Annotated in this window: 14 protein-coding genes, 1 tRNA gene and 2 rRNA genes; 12 read left to right on the top strand and 5 right to left on the bottom strand. The window is 60.5% G+C overall.

Annotation, left to right across the window (positions count from 1 at the left end; genetic code table 11):
• From OKB77_RS09665 to OKB77_RS09650, 4 genes are all read left to right on the top strand, one after another.
• Positions 1-142: ribosomal RNA gene (locus OKB77_RS09665) — 23S ribosomal RNA — on the top strand; the annotation flags it as partial.
• Between the two features lie 121 nt (positions 143-263).
• A 5S ribosomal RNA gene (gene rrf, locus OKB77_RS09660) occupies positions 264-378 on the top strand.
• Between the two features lie 97 nt (positions 379-475).
• Positions 476-552 (top strand) — tRNA-Asp (locus tag OKB77_RS09655).
• A 586-nt stretch (positions 553-1,138) separates the two neighbouring features.
• Complete coding sequence (locus OKB77_RS09650; protein WP_168769945.1) at positions 1,139-3,091, top strand: ligand-gated channel protein; 1,953 nt, start codon at positions 1,139-1,141, stop codon at positions 3,089-3,091.
• Positions 3,092-3,158: 67 nt separating this feature from the next.
• Here the strand turns inward: OKB77_RS09650 and OKB77_RS09645 are convergent, their stop codons facing one another.
• From OKB77_RS09645 to OKB77_RS09635, 3 genes are all read right to left on the bottom strand, one after another.
• Positions 3,159-4,547, bottom strand: a complete 1,389-nt coding sequence (locus OKB77_RS09645) for a transporter substrate-binding domain-containing diguanylate cyclase (RefSeq protein ID WP_265776426.1) — start codon at positions 4,545-4,547, stop codon at positions 3,159-3,161.
• A 140-nt stretch (positions 4,548-4,687) separates the two neighbouring features.
• Positions 4,688-6,049: an ATP-binding protein gene (locus OKB77_RS09640; protein WP_162518318.1), complete on the bottom strand. Its 1,362-nt coding sequence runs from the start codon at positions 6,047-6,049 to the stop codon at positions 4,688-4,690.
• A 33-nt stretch (positions 6,050-6,082) separates the two neighbouring features.
• A complete protein-coding gene (locus OKB77_RS09635; protein WP_040068709.1) occupies positions 6,083-6,805 on the bottom strand; it encodes a response regulator in 723 nt (240 codons plus the stop codon).
• Between the two features lie 199 nt (positions 6,806-7,004).
• Here OKB77_RS09635 and OKB77_RS09630 point away from each other — a divergent pair, with 199 nt between their 5' ends.
• Positions 7,005-7,355 (top strand): hypothetical protein, encoded by a 351-nt coding sequence (locus tag OKB77_RS09630; RefSeq protein WP_005355311.1) that lies wholly within the window; start codon positions 7,005-7,007, stop codon positions 7,353-7,355.
• Between the two features lie 178 nt (positions 7,356-7,533).
• Here OKB77_RS09630 and OKB77_RS09625 read toward each other — a convergent pair whose 3' ends face one another.
• Both OKB77_RS09625 and OKB77_RS09620 read right to left on the bottom strand, forming a co-directional pair.
• Positions 7,534-7,953 carry a hypothetical protein gene (locus tag OKB77_RS09625; RefSeq protein ID WP_042081192.1) on the bottom strand — a complete coding sequence of 140 codons (420 nt, stop codon included), beginning with the start codon at positions 7,951-7,953 and terminating at the stop codon, positions 7,534-7,536.
• A gap of 99 nt (positions 7,954-8,052) precedes the next feature.
• A complete protein-coding gene (locus OKB77_RS09620) occupies positions 8,053-8,967 on the bottom strand; it encodes a LysR family transcriptional regulator (protein WP_019446735.1) in 915 nt (304 codons plus the stop codon).
• 258 nt (positions 8,968-9,225) lie between these two features.
• Between OKB77_RS09620 and OKB77_RS09615 the strand changes: the two genes are divergently transcribed.
• From OKB77_RS09615 to OKB77_RS09585, 7 genes are all read left to right on the top strand, one after another.
• Positions 9,226-9,558, top strand: a complete 333-nt coding sequence (locus OKB77_RS09615; RefSeq protein ID WP_013723379.1) for a hypothetical protein — start codon at positions 9,226-9,228, stop codon at positions 9,556-9,558.
• 30 nt (positions 9,559-9,588) lie between these two features.
• Entirely contained in the window at positions 9,589-10,275 is a 687-nt protein-coding gene (locus OKB77_RS09610) for a pirin family protein (protein WP_005336514.1), read from the top strand.
• A gap of 39 nt (positions 10,276-10,314) precedes the next feature.
• Positions 10,315-10,707: a DoxX family protein gene (locus OKB77_RS09605; RefSeq protein ID WP_005336513.1), complete on the top strand. Its 393-nt coding sequence runs from the start codon at positions 10,315-10,317 to the stop codon at positions 10,705-10,707.
• A gap of 258 nt (positions 10,708-10,965) precedes the next feature.
• The gene (gene recC / locus OKB77_RS09600; RefSeq protein ID WP_110303935.1) at positions 10,966-14,319 is read left to right on the top strand and encodes an exodeoxyribonuclease V subunit gamma; all 3,354 of its coding nucleotides are present in this window, start codon (positions 10,966-10,968) and stop codon (positions 14,317-14,319) included.
• Positions 14,319-17,927 carry an exodeoxyribonuclease V subunit beta gene (recB, locus tag OKB77_RS09595; protein ID WP_110303936.1) on the top strand — a complete coding sequence of 1,203 codons (3,609 nt, stop codon included), beginning with the start codon at positions 14,319-14,321 and terminating at the stop codon, positions 17,925-17,927. The genes recC and recB overlap by 1 nt, the downstream gene beginning before the upstream one ends.
• A complete protein-coding gene (gene recD / locus OKB77_RS09590) occupies positions 17,924-19,987 on the top strand; it encodes an exodeoxyribonuclease V subunit alpha (protein WP_270817483.1) in 2,064 nt (687 codons plus the stop codon). The genes recB and recD overlap by 4 nt, the downstream gene beginning before the upstream one ends.
• A gap of 76 nt (positions 19,988-20,063) precedes the next feature.
• Complete coding sequence (locus OKB77_RS09585) at positions 20,064-20,843, top strand: hypothetical protein (protein WP_270817481.1); 780 nt, start codon at positions 20,064-20,066, stop codon at positions 20,841-20,843.
• Positions 20,844-20,910 lie beyond the last annotated feature (67 nt).

The following is a 20,910-nucleotide window of genomic DNA, read 5'->3' as shown; positions in this document are numbered from 1 at the left end:
GAAGCGAGCCCTGAGATGAGTCATCCCTGACCCCTTGAGGGTCCTAAAGGGCCGTTGGAGACCACAACGTTGATAGGTGGGGTGTGTAAGCGCAGTGATGTGTTGAGCTAACCCATACTAATTACCCGTGAGGCTTAACCATACAACACCCAAGAAGTGTTCTAAGGCTTGTAGCAAATAGAACGAACTACTCAAATTCAGTGATAGCGACAAGCCAATAGGCAACCTCGTTACTCACGTCAGCTTTCTAGATTAAGAATTTGCCTGGCGGCCATAGCGCCGTGGAACCACCTGATCCCATGCCGAACTCAGAAGTGAAACGCGGTAGCGCCGATGGTAGTGTGGCATTCGCCATGCGAGAGTAGGACACTGCCAGGCACCCAATTAAACAGCGATGTGAAGAATCATGTCACTGGCTGCGAGGATGACACCTCAGAAAATGCAGCAGAAGATTTAGCGAAAGCTAACCGAATGCGGAGCGGTAGTTCAGTCGGTTAGAATACCGGCCTGTCACGCCGGGGGTCGCGGGTTCGAGTCCCGTCCGCTCCGCCACTAATTTGAAGGCCTTCCCAGATGGGAAGGCCTTTTTGCTATGGGCGGTTTTGTCCATAAAACCCACAGGTTTGCATACCAGAACGAACGTCAAAGCCCAGTCTCACGACCGGGTTTTGATGTTTTTAGCCTGCTGGTGAGCTGCCGACGTCCCACCACGATGACAATACCTTCCCCTGTTGGTGTTCTCGCTACTGTTTCCACCTCTGTATCGCAACACATCCCATCTTGGCCATATTATTCTGCTGCGAGCTGATAGAGCTTGAGGATTAAATCAGGCCATCTTGTAACGGTACGTCATCGCTTCCACTTGTTTGTGTAATCCCCTTTTTTGCTTATGGATTTATTCCATTAAAACAGTCTCTTATCAAGAATTAGCGATTCTGCGGCAGGAATACCACACGAATCAAATGATAATGATTATTGTTTGAATGATCGAGGCGGGGTCGTTACAATGCGGGCTGATTAATAAAGTGCTTTTCAAATGAGCCTTTTCTAATACTGCGTCTGGCCGGATGCTAGGGCGTTGTAACGAATGAAGTAAGGGAATACGCCACCTTCCTACTAAAAACGTTCAGGCTAAAACATGACAACAGTGAAACCGAACAAGCTTGCCTTGTTGATCTGCTCCCTTCTTGCGACCCAGGTCTATGCTGCCGAACAAGAGGTGATGGTCGTCACCGCTTCCGGCTTCCAGCAGAAGATTGAAGATTCTGCCGCCTCCATCTCCGTGATTACCCGTGAGCAGCTCGAAAAGCGGGCATATCGCGATGTGACCGATGCTCTGAAGGATGTGCCCGGTGTTGTGGTGACCGGCGGTGGCAGCAGCAGTGATATCAGCATTCGCGGTATGGGGTCGAAATACACCCTGATGCTGGTTGATGGCAAGAAGGTGGATAGCCGTGGCACTCGCCCGAACAGCGATGGTCCGGGTATCGAGCAGGGCTGGCTGCCGCCACTGCAGGCGATTGAGCGCATTGAGGTCGTCCGTGGCCCTATGTCATCCCGTTATGGTTCCGATGCCATGGGGGGCGTGATTAACGTCATTACCCGCAAGACCACCGGTCTGGCCTGGCAGGGCTCGGTTCATGCTGATTCTACCTTCCAGGAGAACAAGGATGCTGGCAACAGTTTCCAGACCGATGCCTATACCGCAGGTTCACTGATCGATGGCGTGTTGGGGCTGCGTTTCAATGGTCAGCTCGCCCATCGTGGTGAAGACAAATTTATCCAGGGTTTTGCCGAGCAGGAGACTCGCAGTGGCACGGCGGTGCTCAGCTTCAAGCCTGATGACCATAACCGCTTCGATCTGGAAGCCAGTCGCAGTCTGCAGGATCGGGATCGCACGGCCGGCAATTCGCTGGCTGCCAAGGCGAAAGATAGCCTTAACCGATACGAGCGCACCAACTATGCGCTGACCCATGATGGTCAGTATGATTTCGGCTCCTCCAGCAGCTATCTGCAGCAGGAAACCAACACCAACCCCGGCCGCAAGATGGAGCTCACCAACACCATCGCCGATACCCATACCCAGTTTATTCTGGGGGATCACTACTTGAGCGTCGGTGGTCAGTATCGCTATGAGGATCTGCACGATCAGGGCAATACCCTGAAAGTGGCCAACCCTGCCGAGCAGCTGACCCGCTGGAGCTGGGCGATGTTTGTCGAAGATGAGTGGTCACTCACTGACAGCTTTGCCCTGACCGGTGGCGCACGCATGGATCGGGATCAGAACTACGGTTCTCACTGGAGCCCTCGCCTCTACGGAGTTTGGCATCTGGATGACAGTTGGACCTTGAAAGGAGGCGTCTCGACCGGTTACCGCTCTCCTGACTTGCGGATGTCAGCGGCCAACTGGGGTCAGGTCACCGGTGGTGGTAGCCTGGATGGCATGCTGGTCGGTAATCCTGATCTCAAACCCGAGACCAGCGTGAGTGAAGAGATCGGCCTGCTGTGGAATGGTCATCAGGGCTTCAACGCCGGAGTGACCCTGTTCAACACCGACTTCAAGAACAAGATCTCCGAAGTGCGTCGTTGCACCAGCAAGAGCGATCCAGCCTGTACCCTCAATGGTCACAGCTATGACTTCATCAGTGATCGGGTCAACGTCGACAAGGCGAATATGCGCGGTGTCGAGGGGATGATGGATTGGGCCATCAATGAGGATTGGTCGGTCAGCTCCAGCTACACCTTTACCCAGTCCGAGCAGAAGAGTGGTCCACTGGCGGGTCATGCCCTCAACCAGATGCCCCGTCACATGTTCAACGGCAGTGTTGACTGGCAAACCACCGAGGATCTCAGCCTCTGGTCACGGGTAAACTTCCGTGGCGAGACCTCCGAGTACCTGAGTCGGGTCAAGATGGCGGAAGGGACCCCTTCCTATACCTTCTTTGACATGGGCCTGGTCTACAAGGCCAACAAGCATCTGGATCTGACCGCCGGGGTCTACAACCTGTTCGACAAAACAGTGGATTACAGCAGCTATGGCACTGTGCTGGATGGTCGCCGCTACAACCTGGGCGTGACTTACAACTTCTGATAGGAAACCTCTCATGCGGCCGCCATCTTCCGATGGCGGCCGTTTTTATTGCACGTCCGTCAGGGGGCTATGCCTGATAGGGGGCGGCTTGCCAGGTATTGCGCCCCAGTCCCTTGGCCTGATACATGAGGGCGTCAGCCTGCCGTAGTAGCTGGTCGGCATCAGCCTCTCTCTCTGCGGCGACCCAGACTGCCCCGGTGCTGATGGAGAGGGTCACCTTGCCGCTGCTGGTGTGCAGGGTTTGCCGGTTGCTCTCCAGGCAAATACGCTCGGCCCATTGCTCTGTCTCAGCCAATGTGGCCAGCGGCAGCAGCAGGCAAAACTCCTCGCCGCCGATGCGGGCCAGCAGAGCCTCTTCGGGCAACAGGTTCGTCACAGTCGTGGCCAGCTTTTCCAGCAACAGATCCCCGATGCCATGACCAAAGCGGTCATTGGTCTCCTTGAAGTGATCCACATCGAACAGCAACAGGGCACAGGGCATGCCGCTTGCCAGCCGCTGCTCCATGGCAGGCATGAATGCCCGTCGGTTGAGCAGGCCGGTCAGGGGATCTGTACTGGCTTGTTGCTCCAGTCTGGCGTTGGCGCGGCTCAACTCGGTGGTGCGGCTGGCAACAGCGCGGCGCAGTTGCACTATGTAGGCCACCATGATCAGCACTCCGGCCAACAGCAACCAGGGACCGAGATGGATGGGGTAGACGGTTTCGACATGCATCCACTTGCGGATGATCCGCTCCCGATCGCTCTCTTTGAGCTTGGCGAAGCCCTCTTCCAGTCGGTTTAACAGGGCAAGGTCACCTTTTTTCACCGCAAAGCGGATCTGGTCGGTATAGAGGTGGCGAACCGGAATAAAGCGGGTGGGATCGTCCGAGGTATAGATGTAGAAGTTGGCGACCTGCAGATCGGCGATAAAGGCTTTTATGTCGCCCCGAAAGGCCGCCGCCAGCAGGGTGTCATTGTCATTGAAGGTCTGCAGTTGGGTGCCGGGGAAGTAGCGTCTGGCGTAATACTCCTCGTAGCCACCGGCTACCACACCGACCGTTTCATGGAGCAGGTAGTAATGTACATCGGTGCCGCGCAATTCGCTCGAGAAGAAGAGTTGGGAGTCGAGCTGGGCGAGAGGGCGGCCATAGTCGAACAGTTTGTCCCGCTCCGGTGACCAGAGCAATCCGGCGTGAACGTCCGCTTTCCCCTCATGGAGCAGGTCGAGGGAGCCTTGCCAGTCGACCAGCCTGAACTCGATCTTCTGGCCGGTGACCCTGGCATATTCACGCCACAAATCGATCAGCAGGCCATCCGGCTGGCCCGACTCATTGATATAGGAGAAGGGCTGCCAGGCTTTGGAGTTGGTAATGATGAGCGGCTCTTCCGGGGCTTTGGCCCAGGCAGGCAGGGCAAGGGCGAGTAGCAGGAGCCCCCATCCGATACTGACTATGACTCCTGTCCTGGAAGAGGCCATCCTTGCTCCAATCCGTTGCCGTATACCGTCCCGTGGTCACCGATTATCACCGTCTTTCTGATCGAAGAACAAGCGCTCAAATGATGAAGTTTGCATGATGCAAATGGCGCCATGACAAGGCTGGCGGATAGAGTAACTACTTACAGCGGCAGGCTGATCCGCGCCTCCAGTCCCCCCTGTGGCCGATTGAGCAGGGTCAGCTCGCCGCCGTGCTGATGGACCAGGGTGCGGGCGATGGAGAGGCCCAACCCGACACTGCCGGACTCGGTGTTGCGCGCTTCATCGAGCCGCACGAAGGGTTTGAACACATCCTCGAGCCGCGCCGGATCGATCCCCGGCCCGTTATCGCAGACCCGGATCAACAGCTCTTCCTTGCGCCGCTCCAGCGACACTTCGGCGCTGCCGGCATATTTGATGGCGTTGCCGATCAGATTCTGCAGCACCCGGCGCAGGGTGTTGGCCCGACAGGCGTAGACCTCTTTTCCCTCCGCCAGACAGGTGACCGGCTGGCCGGTATCGGCGTAGTCATCGCACAGGCTGACCAGCAGGCTGACCAGATCCAGCTCGCGGGTGGCCTCCTGCTGCCCCTCCTCGCGAGCAAAGCTGAGGGTGGCCGCCAGCATCTGCTCCATCTGTTGCAGGGTCTGCTGGATCCGCTCCTTGTCCTCGCCATCGGCCAGAAACTCGGTGCGCAGCCGCAGGCTGGTGATGGGGGTACGCAGATCGTGGGAGATGGCCGCCAGCATCCGGGTTCTGTCCTGCACGAAGCGGTCTAGCCGAGTATGCATCCGGTTGAAGGCCTGAATCGATTCGCGGATCTCGGTCGGTCCCTCCTCTTTCAAGGGTTCGATATCCTCGCCCCGCCCGAGTCGCTCCGCATTGCCTGCCAGCTGCTTGAGCGGGCGGGTGGCACGGCGAAACAGCAGCACCATCAGTCCGATCACCAGACTGGCGACCAGCATCAGGTTGAGGGTGGTCTGCCACGACCAGCTGCCCGCCTCCTTGTCGACCAGCGAACTGAACTGCAGCCAGCCCCCCTGCGGCAGTTCGATGGAGCCGTAGAGCCGCATATCCCGCGGCGGTGGAGGGCCCTTGCGATCCCGCATCATGCGGGCGTGATGCTCCCACGCTTTGCTGCGCTGGTTATCCTCTTTCAGCTCGGCGCTGATCTCGACAGTGAGGCCGGAGGGGTAGTTGAGGCGCGAGCGCACCAGCTGCTCGAAGCGGGGGCTGCGGTTATCCGGTTGCAGCGGCTCGTCGGAGAGGCGCAGCAGCAGGGTCTCACTGCGGCTCGCTTTGAGGATCTCGTCATAGAGGGACGGAGGAGAGAGGGAGAGCAGCCTGACCACAGAGATGATCCGCTGCATGGCGTTGCGGCTGTTGACGAAGCCGAGCGCCTCCTCCCGATCCGTGCGGTAGATCTGGATACTGAGCAGCTGGATCAGGATCAGCCCCGCCAGCGCCACCAGAATGATCTGGCCGGTCAGCCCCTTGGGCCACATCCGTGCCCACAGTCGTCGCAAGGTGCCCACTGCTTAAACCTGCGTCACGTCGGCGGAGAACATATAGCCGCCACCCCAGATGGTCTTGATCAGCTCCGGGTTCTTGGGATCCCGCTCCAGCTTGCGGCGCAGGCGGCTCACCAGGGTATCGATGGCGCGATCGAAGGCCACCGCCTCGCGGCCACGGGCCAGATCCAGCAGTTGATCCCGGCTCAGCACCCGTTGCGGGCGTTCGAGAAACACCTTGAGCAGATCGAATTCGGCGGTGGAGAGGCTCAGGCCCACCCCATCCTCATCGACCAGCTCCCGGCGATTGACGTCGAGCAGCCAGCGATCGAAGCGCAGATCCCGGGTCAGGGTTTCGGCGGCGGGCTGGGTGTCGGCCTGGGTGCGGCGCATCACCGCCTTGATGCGCGCCAGCAGCTCGCGCGGATTGAAAGGCTTGGCCAGATAGTCGTCGGCCCCCATCTCCAATCCGATGATGCGGTCGGTCTCTTCTCCCATGGCAGTCAGCATGATGATAGGTAGGTTCGATTTGACCCGCAGCTCGCGGCAGAGGGTCAGGCCATCTTCACCCGGCATCATCAGATCCAGCACCAGCAGGTCGAACTCCCGCTCCTCCAGCAGCCGCTTCATCTCCTTGCCATCCCGGGCACAGCTGACTCGCAGGCCGTGCTGTTCCAGAAAGCGCTTCAACAGATCGCGGATCTCGCTGTGATCGTCGACCACCAGAATGTGGGTGTTGCCCTGGTTCATGAATACCTCCCCTGCTTGGCGTTGGCACGAGTATACGAAAATCCGCCCGGCGGTTTGTGTCAAAGTGTGCCAGATCCGCACGATGCCACACTCTGCTACAAAAAAGGGCGATGCTGGCAAAGTTCAGACACCGATAGGGTGTTTACTTGAGGGCAAGGCAAGAGCGCCGAACCAGAATCATCCCTACAGGAGATAGACCATGAAAAAGCTGACCAAAACCCTGCTGACCGCCACCCTGATCCTTGGTCTGCCGCTGGGCGCCTATGCAGCCAGTGAAGCAGCCCCCACCGGCCAGCCCGGTGCCATGGTGGATTGCCCGATGGACGGCGGCGGCATGATGGGTGGCAAACACCACGGTGGTCGCCACGACAAGATGGCCCGCATGCAGAACATGACCCCGGAGCAGATCCAGGCCAACCTGCAGCAACGTTATGACCGCATTGAAGATCCGGCCAAGAAGGCGGAGTTCATCAAGAAGCTCAACGAGCGTGCCGCCGGCATGACCAAGCACGCCGAAGCGATGAAGCAGTTCGCCGAAGCGAACCAGTAACAGCACCAGCTGTTATCAACCCAAGGGTGGCCGAGGCCACCCTTTTTGTGCTTACTGTGTTGAGCTGCAGATTGGCTGAACGCTGGTGATTGCCAATAAAAGAGGGGGAGCCTGATGCTCCCCCTCTTGCTATCTGTGCCGATGCGGGTGTTCAGCCCACTCCACCGGACGAGCGAACTTAGCCCTGAGCCTTGTCGGTCAGCTCTACTTTCTTGACGGTTTCGCCTTCGAACTTGATGACCACGTTTTTCTTGGCGGCGTCGGTATCTTTCAGCAGGGTTTTGGTGGTTTCTGCCAGCAGCGGAGAGGCCTTGTTCAGGGCATCCAGATCATAGGTCCACACTTCCAGACCGGATTCGGTCTTGGTGGTGGCAGGAGCGCCCAGCTTCTCTTTAATAGCCTGCTTGTTGGAGCCGCCTTCCTTGATCTCCAGTGCCTTCTTGATGGCTTCGTTGGATGCGCTGTCCACTGCACCGGATACGGCAGTATTAGCTGCATCCTTGACGCTGCTGGTGACGCTGTCGGTCAGCGAATCCATCAGGCCAGCATTGGCAAACAGGGGCAGGGTGGTGAGGGCAACCAGCAAACTCTTTTTCATTTTCTACAGCTTCCATGGGTTCAATGAGGCGGCTATGAAATCAGCAAAGATATTGGGCGTCAAGTGAGGCATGCAATTAACATTTCTGTTAACTGGATCTCATTTCTCACCAGCCGCAAACAGTTTTGGTATCTCCCGCACCAGCCAGCTCTTGGCCTTGCCCATGGTGTCTCGCCGCCAGGCCAGCACCACCTGCAGCTGATGGCGATATTCGGGGCTGATCACCTTGAGCCGTCCGGCCCGGATGTCTTCCTCAATCCAGCTCTGTGGCATGGTGCCGACGCCGATCCCTGCCAGCAGGGCATCCCGTTTCTCCGTCATGGTGCTGACAGTGAGGCGCGGCTGCTTGTCCAGCAGGCGGTAGGTGAGCACTGGTTTGCGCAGGGCGGTATCGGCCACCGCGATGGCGCGGTAGCGGCGCAGGGTCTCGTCAGCCAGAGGCTCCGGCTCCTGATGTAGCGGATGATCGGGATGGGCGACGTAGAGCATCACCTCGTCCTTGATCACCTGATGCTTGATGCCGGTCATCATGATGTCCGGGTTGATGGAGGAGATAAGCAGGTCGGCGCGGCCATCTTCCAGACACTCCCAGCTACCCGCCAGCACCTCGGCCCGCAGCCGCAGTCGGGTATCGGTCTGCTCGGCCAGCTTCTCCACCAAGGGGTAGAGGGCCTGCACCGGGACCAGCGCATCGACGGCGACTGTGATGTCGGTCTCCCAGCCACGGGCCAATGCCCGGGTCTCGCCTACCAGATGCTCGGCTGCCTCCAGCAGCACCCGGCCGCGCTCCAGCAGCATGCGTCCCGCCGGGGTGAACTTGGTGCGGTGGCCACTGCGGTCAAACAGCATGGCATCCAGTTCGTCTTCCAGCTTCTGCACCGTATAGCTCAATGCCGAGGGCACCTTGCCCAGCTCGTCGGCCGCCGCCGCAAAGCTGCCGCGGCGGTCGATGGCGTCCAGCACCCGGATTGCCTCCAGGGTCAGCGCCCGTTCCTTGTTCGATTCCTTGGCCATTCCTCACCTTCAATTTTTTTGAATATGTTTGCCAGTTTATCTCGCTAACAAGTTAGGTCATGTCACTTTAATATTCAATCAACGCTTAGGCAGGAACGTCGAGCGGCCAAATATGCGGGTAGTTCCGCACTGTGACACACCAAATCGGTCTGTCTGATGTCGGTGAAAGAACAACACACTATTTGAATAACCTCTTGCATGGATGCATTGATTCTGGCCGAAAAGGCCTTGGCAATGACATATAAAACAAGAGAGTGAATGAACATGAAAAACGTAATCAAGATGCTGGCCGTTGCAGGCCTGATGACCACTGGTTTCGCCCAAGCTTCCGTACCGGCTGACTTCAATGCCATGCCCGGCGTGCTGTTTGTGAACTGGAACGCCACTGCCGCAATGGATGGCAAAGCCAATCCGATGCTGGAAGTGCGTGACGAGTCTGGCGATCTGCTGGCATCAGTCCACGCCAACCTGACTGGCACCCAGCAGGTGCGGATCCCGAGCCGTACCCAAGGCAACCTGACTGTCAGCCTGGCTGACCAGAGCAGCGAATACCGTATTCCGTTCGGTATCGGTAGCGGCAAACAGCGTTAATCAACCGTCCCGGTAGATGAGGAGCAGACCATGATGCAATTGAGAGCCGCAGAAGCGCGGGGCAAGGCCAACTTCGGCTGGCTGGACGCACGCCACAGTTTCTCCTTCGGTCACTACTATGACCCGGAGTGGATGGGGCACTCGGTACTGCGGGTGATCAATCAGGATCTGGTTGCGCCGGGTGGCGGATTCGCCACCCACCCTCACGCCAATATGGAGATCCTCACCTGCGTGCTGCAAGGCACCATAGAGCACAAGGACAGCCTCGGCCATGCCGAGCAGATCCCGGCAGGGGATTTCCAGCTGATGAGCGCAGGCAGCGGGATCCGCCACAGCGAGTACAACCCCTCGCAGACGGATCCTCTCTCCCTGTTGCAGATCTGGATCGAGCCGAACGAGTTCGGCACACCCCCCGGGTATCAGCAGAAGAAGATCGAGTCCAGACCGGGCATGACGCTGGTGGCGTCACCGGATGGCGAGGCGGGATCGCTGCGGATCCGCCAACAGGCCCGCGTATGGCGGCTGGAACTGGCCCCGGGCGAGACGCTCGAATGGGCACTGGCTGGCCGACACGGTTACCTGCAGATGATTTCAGGGGAGTTGACCGCCAACGGTCTGGCTGCCCGACCCGGCGACGGGGTACTCAGTCGTGATGAATACCGGTGGGAGCTGGTTGCGACCAGTGCCAGCCAAGCTCTGTTATTTGACCTACCCTGAAGCAGTCAGCGGTGATGTGACACAAACGAGGAATATGAAATGGACAAGATGAAAGATGTAGCGCTGCTGGCGGGTCGTGTACTGCTGGCGCTGATGTTCGTAATGGCGGGCTGGAGCAAGATCGGCGGCTATGCCGGAACCCAGGGCTATATGGAAGCGATGGGCGTACCGGGTTTTATGTTGCCGCTGGTGATCCTGCTTGAGCTGGGTGGTGGCCTTGCCGTCGTGCTGGGTCTCTTTACCCGCAGCCTCTCCGTGCTGCTGGCCGGTTTCACCCTGATGGCTGCCTTTATTTTCCACTATCAGCCTGCCGAACAGATGCAGATGCTGATGTTTATGAAGAACGTCTCAGTGGCCGGTGGTTTCCTGGCGCTGGCGGCGGCCGGAGCAGGGGCTTTCAGTGTGGATGCCCGTCTCGGCAAAAACTGGTAATGCCCTGAAGAGTCAAGTTTTCCAATGCCTTTTGGCCGGTGCAACTGCACCGGCTTTTTTCTGTCTGCGTTTTCCGAGGCTGTGAGGCAGCTGCACAAATCTGCGGCCCCCCTCATGGTTCAGCGGTTTGCCCGCCTGCTGGCCACAAGAGCCTTTTGCATCTTCCCCCTCGATCCCCGACAATTCTCACTCTTGTGAAGTGACGGAAATGGCTCGCCTTTTCCCTCGCCCCCTCTCATCCACAGGCGGGAATTGCTCATGTTTACCCTCTACCACTCCAATCAGCTGGATCTGCTCAAAGAGCTGCTGGTGAGCCGCATCCGGCAGGCCCCTCTCTCTCACCCCTTCGATCGGGAGCAGATCCTGGTGCAGAGTCCGGGCATGGCCCAGTGGCTCAAGCTGGAGCTGGCCAAAGCCTTCGGCATCGCTGCCAATATCGACTTTCCGCTGCCCGCCAGTTTTATCTGGGAGATGTTCACCCGGGTGCTGGCGGATGTGCCGCGCCAGAGCCCCTACAACAAGGGATCCATGAGCTGGCAGCTGATGACCATTTTGCCCGCCTTGCTGGAGCGCCCCGCCTTTGCCCCGCTCGCCGCCTATCTGGGCGGGGGAGATGAGGAGGATCCTGCCAAGGATCCCGAGCAGGTGCGGTTGTGGCAGCTCTGCCAGAAGGTGGCGGATCTCTTTGACCAGTATCTGGTCTACCGGCCGGACTGGATCGCCCGTTGGGAAGAGGGGGAAGGATTGAGTCAGGAGCTGGCCGGGGTGAGCGGTCAGGATTGGCAGCCCGAGCTGTGGCGCGAGCTGGTGGCCCGCACCCTGGCGCTCTCTCCGAGCGGTTACCACCGTGCCAACCTCTACGAGGAGTTTATCCACGAGCTGGCGCGTACCGCCGATCTGCCGGGCAAGCTGCCGCAGCGGGTCTTCGTGTTCGGCATCTCGGCGCTGCCGCCGCGTTATGTGGAGGCGCTGCTGGCCCTCGGCAGCCGGCCGGAGGTAGAGGTGCACCTGTTCGTCACCAACCCCTGCCGCTACTACTGGGGGGATCTGCTGGATCGCAAGACCCTGGCTCGGTTGGAGAACAAGCTCAAACCCGGCACCGATATCGAGACGTTGCAGGGCCCCGCCAACCCGCTGCTCGCCTCCATGGGCAAGCTGGGGCGCGACTACCTGCACCAGCTGATGGAGCTGGAGGTGCCGCAAATCGAGGCTTTCGTCGATATCGACGAGGTGGATGGCAAGGGCAATGTCAGCCTGCTGCGCGCCATCCAGAAGGATGTGCTGGAGTTGGCAGAACGGGGCGCCGGTCAGTTCGATCTCGACAGCAGCCATCACAAGAGCCCCATAGATCCGGCGGATGGATCCTTGCAGATCCACGCCTGCCACGGCCCGATGCGGGAACTTGAAGTGCTGCACGACCGGCTGCTGGCGCTGTTCGAGCAGGATCCGACCCTCACCCCGAAAGATGTGGTGGTGATGATGCCGGATGTGAACAGCTACGGCCCCTACATTCAGGCGGTGTTTGGCGCGCGCGGTCAGATCCCGTTTGCGGTCTCGGATCGGGCTGCGAGTCAGGAGAGTCCGCTGCTGCAAAGTTTCCTCGCCCTGCTCAGGCTGCCCAATGCCCGCTTCGGGGCAGGCGAGCTGCTCGCCATTCTCGAGGTGCCCGCCGTGCTGCGCCGCTTCGAGCTGGATGACGACGAGTTCAACCAGCTGCGGGTCTGGGTGCAGGAGACCGGCATCCGCTGGGGGCTGGACGACGGCTATCCCGTCCGCTTCGATCTGCCGCCCATGTCCGGCAACAGCTGGCTGTTCGGCCTGCGCCGCATGCTGCTCGGCTTCGCCATGGGGGATGGCGAGCCGGTGGCGGGCATTCTTCCTTACGCCGATATCGAAGGTCAGCAGGGGTTGGCACTCGGCAAGCTCGCCTGGTTTGTCGATTCGCTGGCCGAATTCCTGCCCCGGCTGCAACTGGCCCAGCCGCTGGCCGAGTGGAATGCCTGCCTGCTGGCGCTGCTGGAGCGCTTCTATCTGGCTGACGAGGATGAAGAGCGTCAGCTCCAGCTGATCCGCAGCCAGCTGGTCGAGTGGCAGACCCGGCTCGGCGAAGCCCGCTTCGAGCAGCCCATCACCGCCGACTTGTTGCAGGACTACCTCGGCAGCGTGCTGGGGGAGTCCCGCTCCAGCCAGCGCTTCCTCGCCGGTCAGGTGAACTTCTGCACCCTGATGCCGATGCGCTCCATCCCCTTCAAGCAGGTCTGCCTGCTCGGTATGAACGACGGCGTCTACCCGCGCACCCTGGCTCCCATGGGGTTCGATCTGATGGCGGTGGCGGGCCGGCGGGGGGATCGCTCCCGCCGCGATGATGACCGCTACCTCTTCCTTGAGGCGCTGCTGAGTGCCCAGCAGGGGCTCTATATCAGCTATCAGGGCTTCAGTGCGCAGGACAACAGCGACAAGGTGCCCTCGGTGCTGCTGGCGGAGCTGATCGACTATGTGCGGCAGGGCTTCGTGCTGGCGGGGGATGAGGAGCTGGACGACGAAACCTCCGGCAAGCGGCTGCTCAACCACCTGATGGTGGCGCATCCGCTCACCCCCTACAGCCGCAACTACTTCTATCCGGAGCCGGGTTCGCGCCTCTTTACCTATGCCGCCGACTGGTTGCCCGCCCTCAATCCGGTGCGCGGTGCGGCCAACTTCCAGAGCGGCGAGTTGCCCTTACCTCCCGAATGGGGCAAGGAGCAGGGGCTGGAGCTGGCGGAGCTGCTGCGCTTCTATCGCCAGCCCACCAAATATTTCCTCAACCGCCGCCTCAAAGTGTGGTTTGAGCTGAACGAGGCCAACATCGAGGACAGCGAGCCGTTCGAGCTGGATGGCCTGCAACATTATCAGCTGAAAGATCTGCTGCTCGATGCCCATCTGGCGGAAGGTGAAAGTACCGAGCGTCGCGAGCGGTTGCAGCTCACCGGCCTGTTGCCGCAAGGGTGGTTCGGCAGCCTGCTGCTGGACGATCTGGATGCCGAGATGGGCAAGCTGGCGGATCGGCTGCGGCCATGGGTTGCTGCCAATGAGTCAGAAAAGCAGGCGGTGGAGATCGATATCTCCCTCACTCAGGGTCAGCTGCAAGGGTGGCTCGACACCCAGAAAGGGCGCTTGCTGGTGGTCAAACCCGGCAGCTTCAACGGCAAGGATCTGCTGCTGGGCTGGATCCAGCACCTCTGCCTCTCATTGAGCTGCGCCCCCGGCGACACCCTGCTGTTCGATGCCAAACAGAGTCTGCGACTGCCCAAGCTCTCTGCCGACGAGGCGCGGCCCAAGCTGGCGGCGCTGGTGGCGTGCTGGGCGCAGGGGATGAAGCGGCCGCTGCCCTTCTTCCCCAACACCGCCTGGGATTGGCTCAAGGCGATCGAGAAGGATCCCGACAAGCCGGAGGCGGCCGACAAGGCGGCCCTCACCCGTTTCAACGGTGGCTGGATGATCAATGGGGAGGGGCAAGACGTTTACGTCGCCCGCTGTTTCCCCGAACTCGATGACGAGGTGCTGGGGCTGTTGCAGGCGCTGGCCCGCGAACACCTGACCCCGCTGCTCAAGACCCTGGAGGAGCTGAAATAATGGCTAACCCGCTCAATACATTGCGTTTTCCCCTCCATGGTGAACGACTGATTGAAGCCTCTGCCGGTACCGGCAAGACCTACACCATCGCCGGTCTCTACCTGCGCCTGCTGCTGGGCCATGGCCCGCTGATAGAGGAGGGCGCCGATGCCGGTCAGCCGAGCGCCCACGAGCGGCCGCTCTCGGTGACCGAGATCCTAGTGGTGACCTTTACCGAAGCGGCCACCGCCGAGCTGCGCGGGCGGATCCGCGGTCGTATCCACGAGGCGCGCCTAGCCTTTATGCGTGGCCATAGCAGTGACACCCTGCTGGCCCAACTGCTGGACGAGGTGGCGGATCACGAGCTGGCGGCTCGCCGCCTGCTGGCCGCCGAGCGGCAGATGGACGAGGCGGCGGTCTTTACCATCCACGGCTTTTGCCAGCGGATGCTCAAGCAGAACGCCTTCGAGTCTGGCGCCCTCTTTGAAACCGAATTTCTCACCGACGACAGCCAGCTCAGGCTGCAGGCGGTGAGCGACTACTGGCGCGCCGAGTTCTATCCGGTAGATAAAGCCCTCGCCAGCGCCGTGCGTGCGCTCTGGCCGAGCCCCGCCGCCCTGCTGCGGGAGATGGGCAGCTGGCTCGACAACAGCGAGCTGGAGATCCACCCCGCGCTGGGGGATGAGACCCTCGCCGCCCGCCATCAGGCGGCCATGAGTCGCATTGAGGCGGTGAAAAACGAATGGCTGGCGCAAGGGGACGAGATCCGCCGCCAGACGGATGGGCAAGTAAGCCGCTACACCGGCAAGAACTACGAAGGGTGGCTTGCCAAGATAGCCGACTGGGCACAGGACGAGAGCAGTGGCTACGCCATTCCCAAGGAGCTGGAGCGCTTCGGCCAGACGGTGCTGGAGGAGAACCTCAAGAAGGGGGGCGCGGTGCCTACCCTGCCGCTGTTCAGCCAGATAGACGAGCTGCTGGCGAGCCGCCCCGGTATTCGGGATCTGATCCTGCAACGGGCAGCCAAAGTAGTGCGCAGCCGGATGCAGGCCAGCAAGCGCCAAGCCCATCAGCTCTCGTTCGATGACCTGCTGAAAGACCTCGACGGGGCGCTCGGTTCCAGCCTTGGCGAGCGGCTCTGCGAGCGCATTCGCGCCACCTACCGGGTGGCGATGATCGACGAATTTCAGGATACCGATCCCCAGCAGTACCGCATCTTCCATCGCCTCTACGGCGGCCATAGCGACACGGCGCTCTTGATGATCGGTGACCCCAAGCAGGCCATCTACGGCTTTCGCGGCGCCGACATCTTTACCTACATTCAGGCGCGGCGAAATGTGAGCGCCCACTACACCCTCGGGCGCAACTGGCGCTCCAGCAGTGCGCTGGTGGGGGCGGTCAACGGCCTGTTTGAGCGAGCCAAGGATCCCTTTATCTACGAGGCGGATATCCCCTTCCTGCCGGTGGAGGCGCAGGGCAAGAGCAAGGCGCTGCTGCTCGATGGCGCCTCCGCCCCCGTGCTCCACTGCTGGCAGCTTACCGGCCAGCCCACCTTCAACCGGGGGGATTACCAGAGCAAGATGGCCCGCGCCACCGCCGCCGAGATCCACCGCCTGCTGACCCTGGCCCGCGAGGGCAAGGCATTGATCGGTGATCAGGCGGTGAAGGCCGGAGATATCGCCGTGCTGGTGCGCACCGGCGCCGAGGGCAAGCTGGTGCAGCAGGAGCTGGCGCGCCTCGCCATCGCCTCTGTCTATCTGTCGAACCGCGAGAGCGTGCTGGAGCAGACGGAAGCGCGGGAGATCCTGCTGATTTTGCACGCCTGCCAGAACCCGAGCGAAGAGCGCAGCCTGCGGGCGGCGCTCGCCACTGGCCTGTTTGATCTCGACGCCAAGGCGCTCGATGGGCTGGCCAGCGACGAGCGGGCGTGGGAGAGCGCGGTGCAGGAGTTTATGGAGTACCGCAAGATCTGGCATCGCCGCGGCGTGCTGGCGATGCTGCGGGCCCTGCTGCACCGGCGCAATCTCGCCTCTTCGCTTTTGGCGAGCCCTTATGGCGAGCGGCGGCTGACCGACTTCCTCCATCTTGGCGAGCTGCTGCAACAGGTGAGCAGCGAGCTGGACGGGGAGTATGCCCTGCTGCGCTGGCTGGGGGAGGCGGTGAGCCGCCCCAACGGGCAGGATGCGGAGCAGGTACTGCGGCTCGAATCCGAGCGGAAATTGGTGCAGATCGTCACCATCCACAAATCCAAGGGGCTGGAGTACCCGCTGGTGTTCCTGCCCTTTATCTGTAGCCACAGAACCGCCGAGACCCCGCTCTATCACGAGGCGGACGAGGCGGGCAATCGCACCATTCTCGATCTGACCGGCGCCGACTCGTCGCTCGCCGAAGCGGACAGGGAGCGGCTTGCCGAAGATTTGCGGCTGCTCTATGTGGCCCTGACCCGGGGCGTTTACGCCACCTGGCTGGGGTTGGCGCCGGTGCGGGCGGGGGCGGGCAAGTCGGAGAAGACCGATCTGCACCACACCGCCATCGGCTACCTGCTGCAAAAGGGGGAAGAGGGGGATGCGCAGACGCTGGCGACCGCCCTCACCGAGCTGGCACAGGCGCTGCCCGGGGTGGCCGTCGGTGAGCCCTCGCTCACCCGTCCGGCCCCGCTGCCGCCAGAGAAGGAGCAGTTGGGCGAGCCGCAGGTGCGCCACTTTAGCGGCACCCTTGAACGGGACTGGTGGATCAGCTCCTACTCCGGGCTGGCGGCGCAGGGCCATGGTCACAGCAAGGGGGTCTTGGCCAACCCCGGCTTCGATGATGAGGTGGTGACCGAGGCGGCTGCGCTGGCTTCCGAGCAACCGGAGGAGGCGCCCCAGCCCTCCATCTTCACCTTCCCGAAAGGGGCGCGCCCCGGCACCTTGCTGCACAGCCTGTTCGAGACCATCGACTTTCAAAGCGCCGCGGGCGAGCCGCTGGCAGGGCATATCGCCAGTCTATTGGCTCAGGACGGCTTCGACGAGAGCTGGGCCCCGGTGCTGCAACAGCAGGTCGAAGCGGTGCTCGATACTCCGCTCGATACCGGCTTTGGTGATCCGGTGCGGCTGCGGGATTTGGCCCCCGAGCGCAAACAGGTGGAGCTGGAGTTCTTCCTGCCCATGGGGCGGGTGACGGCACCGGCGCTGACCGCCCTCTGCCAGCAGCACGACCCGCTGTCGCGGGGCAACAAGCCGCTCAGCTTTGCCACCGTGCAGGGGATGCTCAAGGGCTTTATCGATCTGGTGTTCGAGTGGCAGGGGCGCTGGTATCTGCTCGACTACAAATCCAACCACCTCGGCATGAGCCCCGCCGATTACAGCCGTCCGGCGCTGGAGCGGGCGATGGCCGAGCACCGCTACGACCTGCAATACCAGCTCTACTCGCTGGCGCTGCACCGGCTGCTCACCTTGCGCCTGCCGGGCTACGACTTCGAGCAGCATTTTGGCGGTGTTTTCTATCTGTTCCTGCGCGGCATGCCGCAGGGGGGCATTTTCCATACCCGCCCGAGCCGTGAACTGGTGCTGGGGCTGGATAAGTTGTTTAGCGAAGGCAGTGAGCTGCCAGCAGCGGGATCCCAAGCATTGAACGAGGTAGAGGCATGAGCGGCACCATGATCAGCAACGCAGCCAGCGCAATGATGGTTGAACGGCTCAAAACACTGGCGCTGGCTGGCCGTATCCGCCAGCTGGATCTGCAATTTGCCAGGCTGGTGGCCGACCTTGGCGGCAGCCCCGAGCTGGTGCTGGGGGCGGCGCTCGCCTGCTTTGAGCTGGGGCGCGGCCATGTCTGCCTGCCGCTAGAGATGCTCGCTGCCGGATCTTTGCGGCCGTTCGGGCTGGATCCCCAGCAGAGCCGGGATCTGCTGTTGGATCTGGCGGATCCTGCCCGCTGGCCCGCCCTGTTTGCGGCAAGCCCGCTCGTTGGTACGGAACAGGATGACGGGCTTGCCCCGCGCTGGCCGCTGCGGCTGTGGCACGGGCGGCTCTACCTTACCCGCTACCACGATCACGAGCAGGGAGTAGCCCGCCATCTGCGCGCTTTGAGCGAGCGAGCCGAATGGCCGGAGATTGCTCCCGCCCTGTCGCGGCTGTTTGCCCGCGACTACGGGTTGGTGTTCGCGGCGCTGCTCAAAGCCCGCCTCGCCCCCGACTTCTCGGCCCGCCACTTTATCGAGAAGTATCTGGATCTGGTGTTCCCGAACGAGGTGGATTGGCCCCCTATCGAAGCGTTGCTGGCCAGCGCCCAGGCGGCGAGCGACTTGAGCAAGCTGGATACGCTGGTGCCCGAGGCGCTCTGCTGCAACGGCCAGAAGCTGGCGGCGGCCACCGCGGCGGCGCGCCCCTTTGCGGTGATCTCCGGCGGCCCCGGCACCGGCAAGACCACTACGGTCGCCAAACTGCTCGCCATTCTGGTAGAGACCGGCCTGCAAGCAGGCAAGGCGCCGGCGATCCGGCTGGTGGCCCCCACCGGCAAGGCGGCGGCGCGCCTCACCGAGAGTATCGGCTCTGCCCTGCAGGCCCTCGATCTGCCCCCCGAGTGGGTCGAAGCGATCCCCACCGAAGCGGGCACCTTGCACCGGCTGCTCGGGGTCATTCCGGGGCGCAGCCAGTTCCGCCACCACGCAGGCAACCCGCTGCACCTCGACTTGCTGGTGGTGGATGAGGCCTCCATGGTCGATTTGCCGATGATGGCGCGGCTGCTCGATGCGCTGCCGAGCCATGCCCGCCTGATCCTGCTCGGCGATAAGGATCAGCTCGCCTCGGTGGAGGCGGGGGCCGTGCTCGGCGATATCTGCAGCTTTATCGAACAGGGCATCAGCCCGGCTCAGGCGCAGTGGCTCTCCCGCCAGACCGGCTACCGTTTGCAGGGCTCGCCCGCAGGGGCTCCGGTGCGCGACAGCCTCTGTTTGCTGGCCAAGAGCTGGCGCTTTGATCAGCACTCTGGTATCGGCCAGCTGGCGCGCGCCTGCAACAGCGGCGATGCCACGGCGGTGGAATCAGTCTGGGGCGCAGGATTCGCCGATATCAGCCTGCACCCCTGGGCGGGGGAGGCCTACGACGCCCTGATTGCCCAGGGGGTGGCCGGCTACGGTGCCTATCTGAAGGCGGCCCGCGCCGGGGAGGCGCCCGCCGCCGTATTCAAGGCATTCAACAGCTTCCAGATCCTCTGCGCCTTGCGCGATGGCCCGTTCGGGGTGCTGGGTCTTAACGAGCGGCTCGAACTGGCCCTGTCACGGGCCGGCCTGATTGCCCGCGATGGCGACTGGTATGCCGGTCGCCCGGTAATGGTGGTGCGCAACGACCACGGGGTCGGCCTCTACAACGGCGATATGGGGCTCTGCCTGCCCGATGAAACTGGCCGGTTAAAGGTATGGTTTGAGCAGCCGGACGGCACCCTGCGCGCCCTGTTGCCCAGCCGCTTGCCGCCCCACGAGACTGTCTACGCCATGACCATCCACAAATCCCAGGGCTCGGAGTTTGCCCATACCGTGCTGGTGCTGCCCGACAGCCCCAGCCCGCTGCTGACCCGCGAGCTGGTCTATACCGGCATCACCCGCGCCAAGGCGCGCCTCGATCTCTACGGCGATCGCGCCCTGTTGGCACAAGCGGTGCGGAAAAAGACCGAGCGGTATTCCGGATTGGCGGAGAGGTTGGGGGAGTGATTGTGGGGGGAGAATGCAATGACAGCTATCTGTAGTATTTGGTTAACCGATGAAATTAATAAATAGAAGGTGAGTAATGTCGATTAATGAAATATTTGATGATGAGTTTACTAAAAGTAGAAGAGGCCTTTTGATAATATTCTCCATCGGTTTCCTTCATAGTTTGTTGGGGGTGAGTTTAATTGATGCGAAAATATCAATACCAGGTTTGCCTGAAGTAGTTGCATCAACCCCTAACAATTTAACGTTTGCATACATGTTGTTAGCCCTATATGCAACATATCGCTATTTGCTGAACTCAGGGAAACAGTTCTCGGAGGTATGTCGTCTGTCATTTTCTTGGGGGGTAGACAATTTTATTACGCGATGGTTGTTTTCAAAAATACTGACCGAAGATAACTATCTTGTGATTGATGAGGAAGCTGATATATCAAATAATGTTGTGAGAATGAAAGTGTATGAGGAGCAAGGTTTTATTGCATATTTAATCGGCTTTAAACTAAATGGATTGGCATTGGAAAACTGTTGGATTGAATTAAGACCAACATCTATATCTCAACCAAAGGCAATAACAGAATCCTTAAAGGATATGTGGGGTTTTTATGAAAATTCAGATGATCTATCTCAAGATGAAGTCTCAGCCGGTTATGTTCAATATTCATCCCATAGAATTAAGTCAATTAAAATTAGATTTTTAATCTATCTAATGGCTTTTATTTCTAATTTTATTTGTCTTTTTCGTAAGCCGAGATCATTTGATTATTGGACGCCAGTTGTACTAAACCTTGCTCTACTTGTTTGGCTATGTTACGAAAAACAGTTTTTTATATATAACTTTCTTAGGTGTACCTCTTAGATAATATTGTATGTTGGTCTTAGCAGGCTCAGCACCAACCTACCTATTGTGTAGGTTGTGTCTGGGT

It is taken from the genome of Aeromonas sp. Y318-3 (assembly GCF_027706185.1).
GTDB lineage: Bacteria > Pseudomonadota > Gammaproteobacteria > Enterobacterales > Aeromonadaceae > Aeromonas > Aeromonas veronii.
This window is presented reverse-complemented; position numbering and strand designations above follow the sequence as displayed.

Excerpts from the sequence above, each read along its gene's own strand:
- recB (WP_110303936.1), top strand. The coding sequence starts at position 14,319 with ATGGCTAACCCGCTCAATACATTGCGTTTTCCCCTCCATGGTGAACGA.
- OKB77_RS09630 (WP_005355311.1), top strand. The coding sequence starts at position 7,005 with ATGAAAAAGCTGACCAAAACCCTGCTGACCGCCACCCTGATCCTTGGT.
- OKB77_RS09620 (WP_019446735.1), bottom strand. The coding sequence starts at position 8,967 with ATGGCCAAGGAATCGAACAAGGAACGGGCGCTGACCCTGGAGGCAATC.
- OKB77_RS09585 (WP_270817481.1), top strand. The coding sequence starts at position 20,064 with ATGTCGATTAATGAAATATTTGATGATGAGTTTACTAAAAGTAGAAGA.
- OKB77_RS09615 (WP_013723379.1), top strand. The coding sequence starts at position 9,226 with ATGAACATGAAAAACGTAATCAAGATGCTGGCCGTTGCAGGCCTGATG.
- OKB77_RS09640 (WP_162518318.1), bottom strand. The coding sequence starts at position 6,049 with ATGTGGCCCAAGGGGCTGACCGGCCAGATCATTCTGGTGGCGCTGGCG.
- OKB77_RS09605 (WP_005336513.1), top strand. The coding sequence starts at position 10,315 with ATGGACAAGATGAAAGATGTAGCGCTGCTGGCGGGTCGTGTACTGCTG.
- recC (WP_110303935.1), top strand. The coding sequence starts at position 10,966 with ATGTTTACCCTCTACCACTCCAATCAGCTGGATCTGCTCAAAGAGCTG.
- OKB77_RS09645 (WP_265776426.1), bottom strand. The coding sequence starts at position 4,547 with ATGGCCTCTTCCAGGACAGGAGTCATAGTCAGTATCGGATGGGGGCTC.
- OKB77_RS09650 (WP_168769945.1), top strand. The coding sequence starts at position 1,139 with ATGACAACAGTGAAACCGAACAAGCTTGCCTTGTTGATCTGCTCCCTT.
- OKB77_RS09635 (WP_040068709.1), bottom strand. The coding sequence starts at position 6,805 with ATGAACCAGGGCAACACCCACATTCTGGTGGTCGACGATCACAGCGAG.
- OKB77_RS09610 (WP_005336514.1), top strand. The coding sequence starts at position 9,589 with ATGATGCAATTGAGAGCCGCAGAAGCGCGGGGCAAGGCCAACTTCGGC.
- OKB77_RS09625 (WP_042081192.1), bottom strand. The coding sequence starts at position 7,953 with ATGAAAAAGAGTTTGCTGGTTGCCCTCACCACCCTGCCCCTGTTTGCC.
- recD (WP_270817483.1), top strand. The coding sequence starts at position 17,924 with ATGAGCGGCACCATGATCAGCAACGCAGCCAGCGCAATGATGGTTGAA.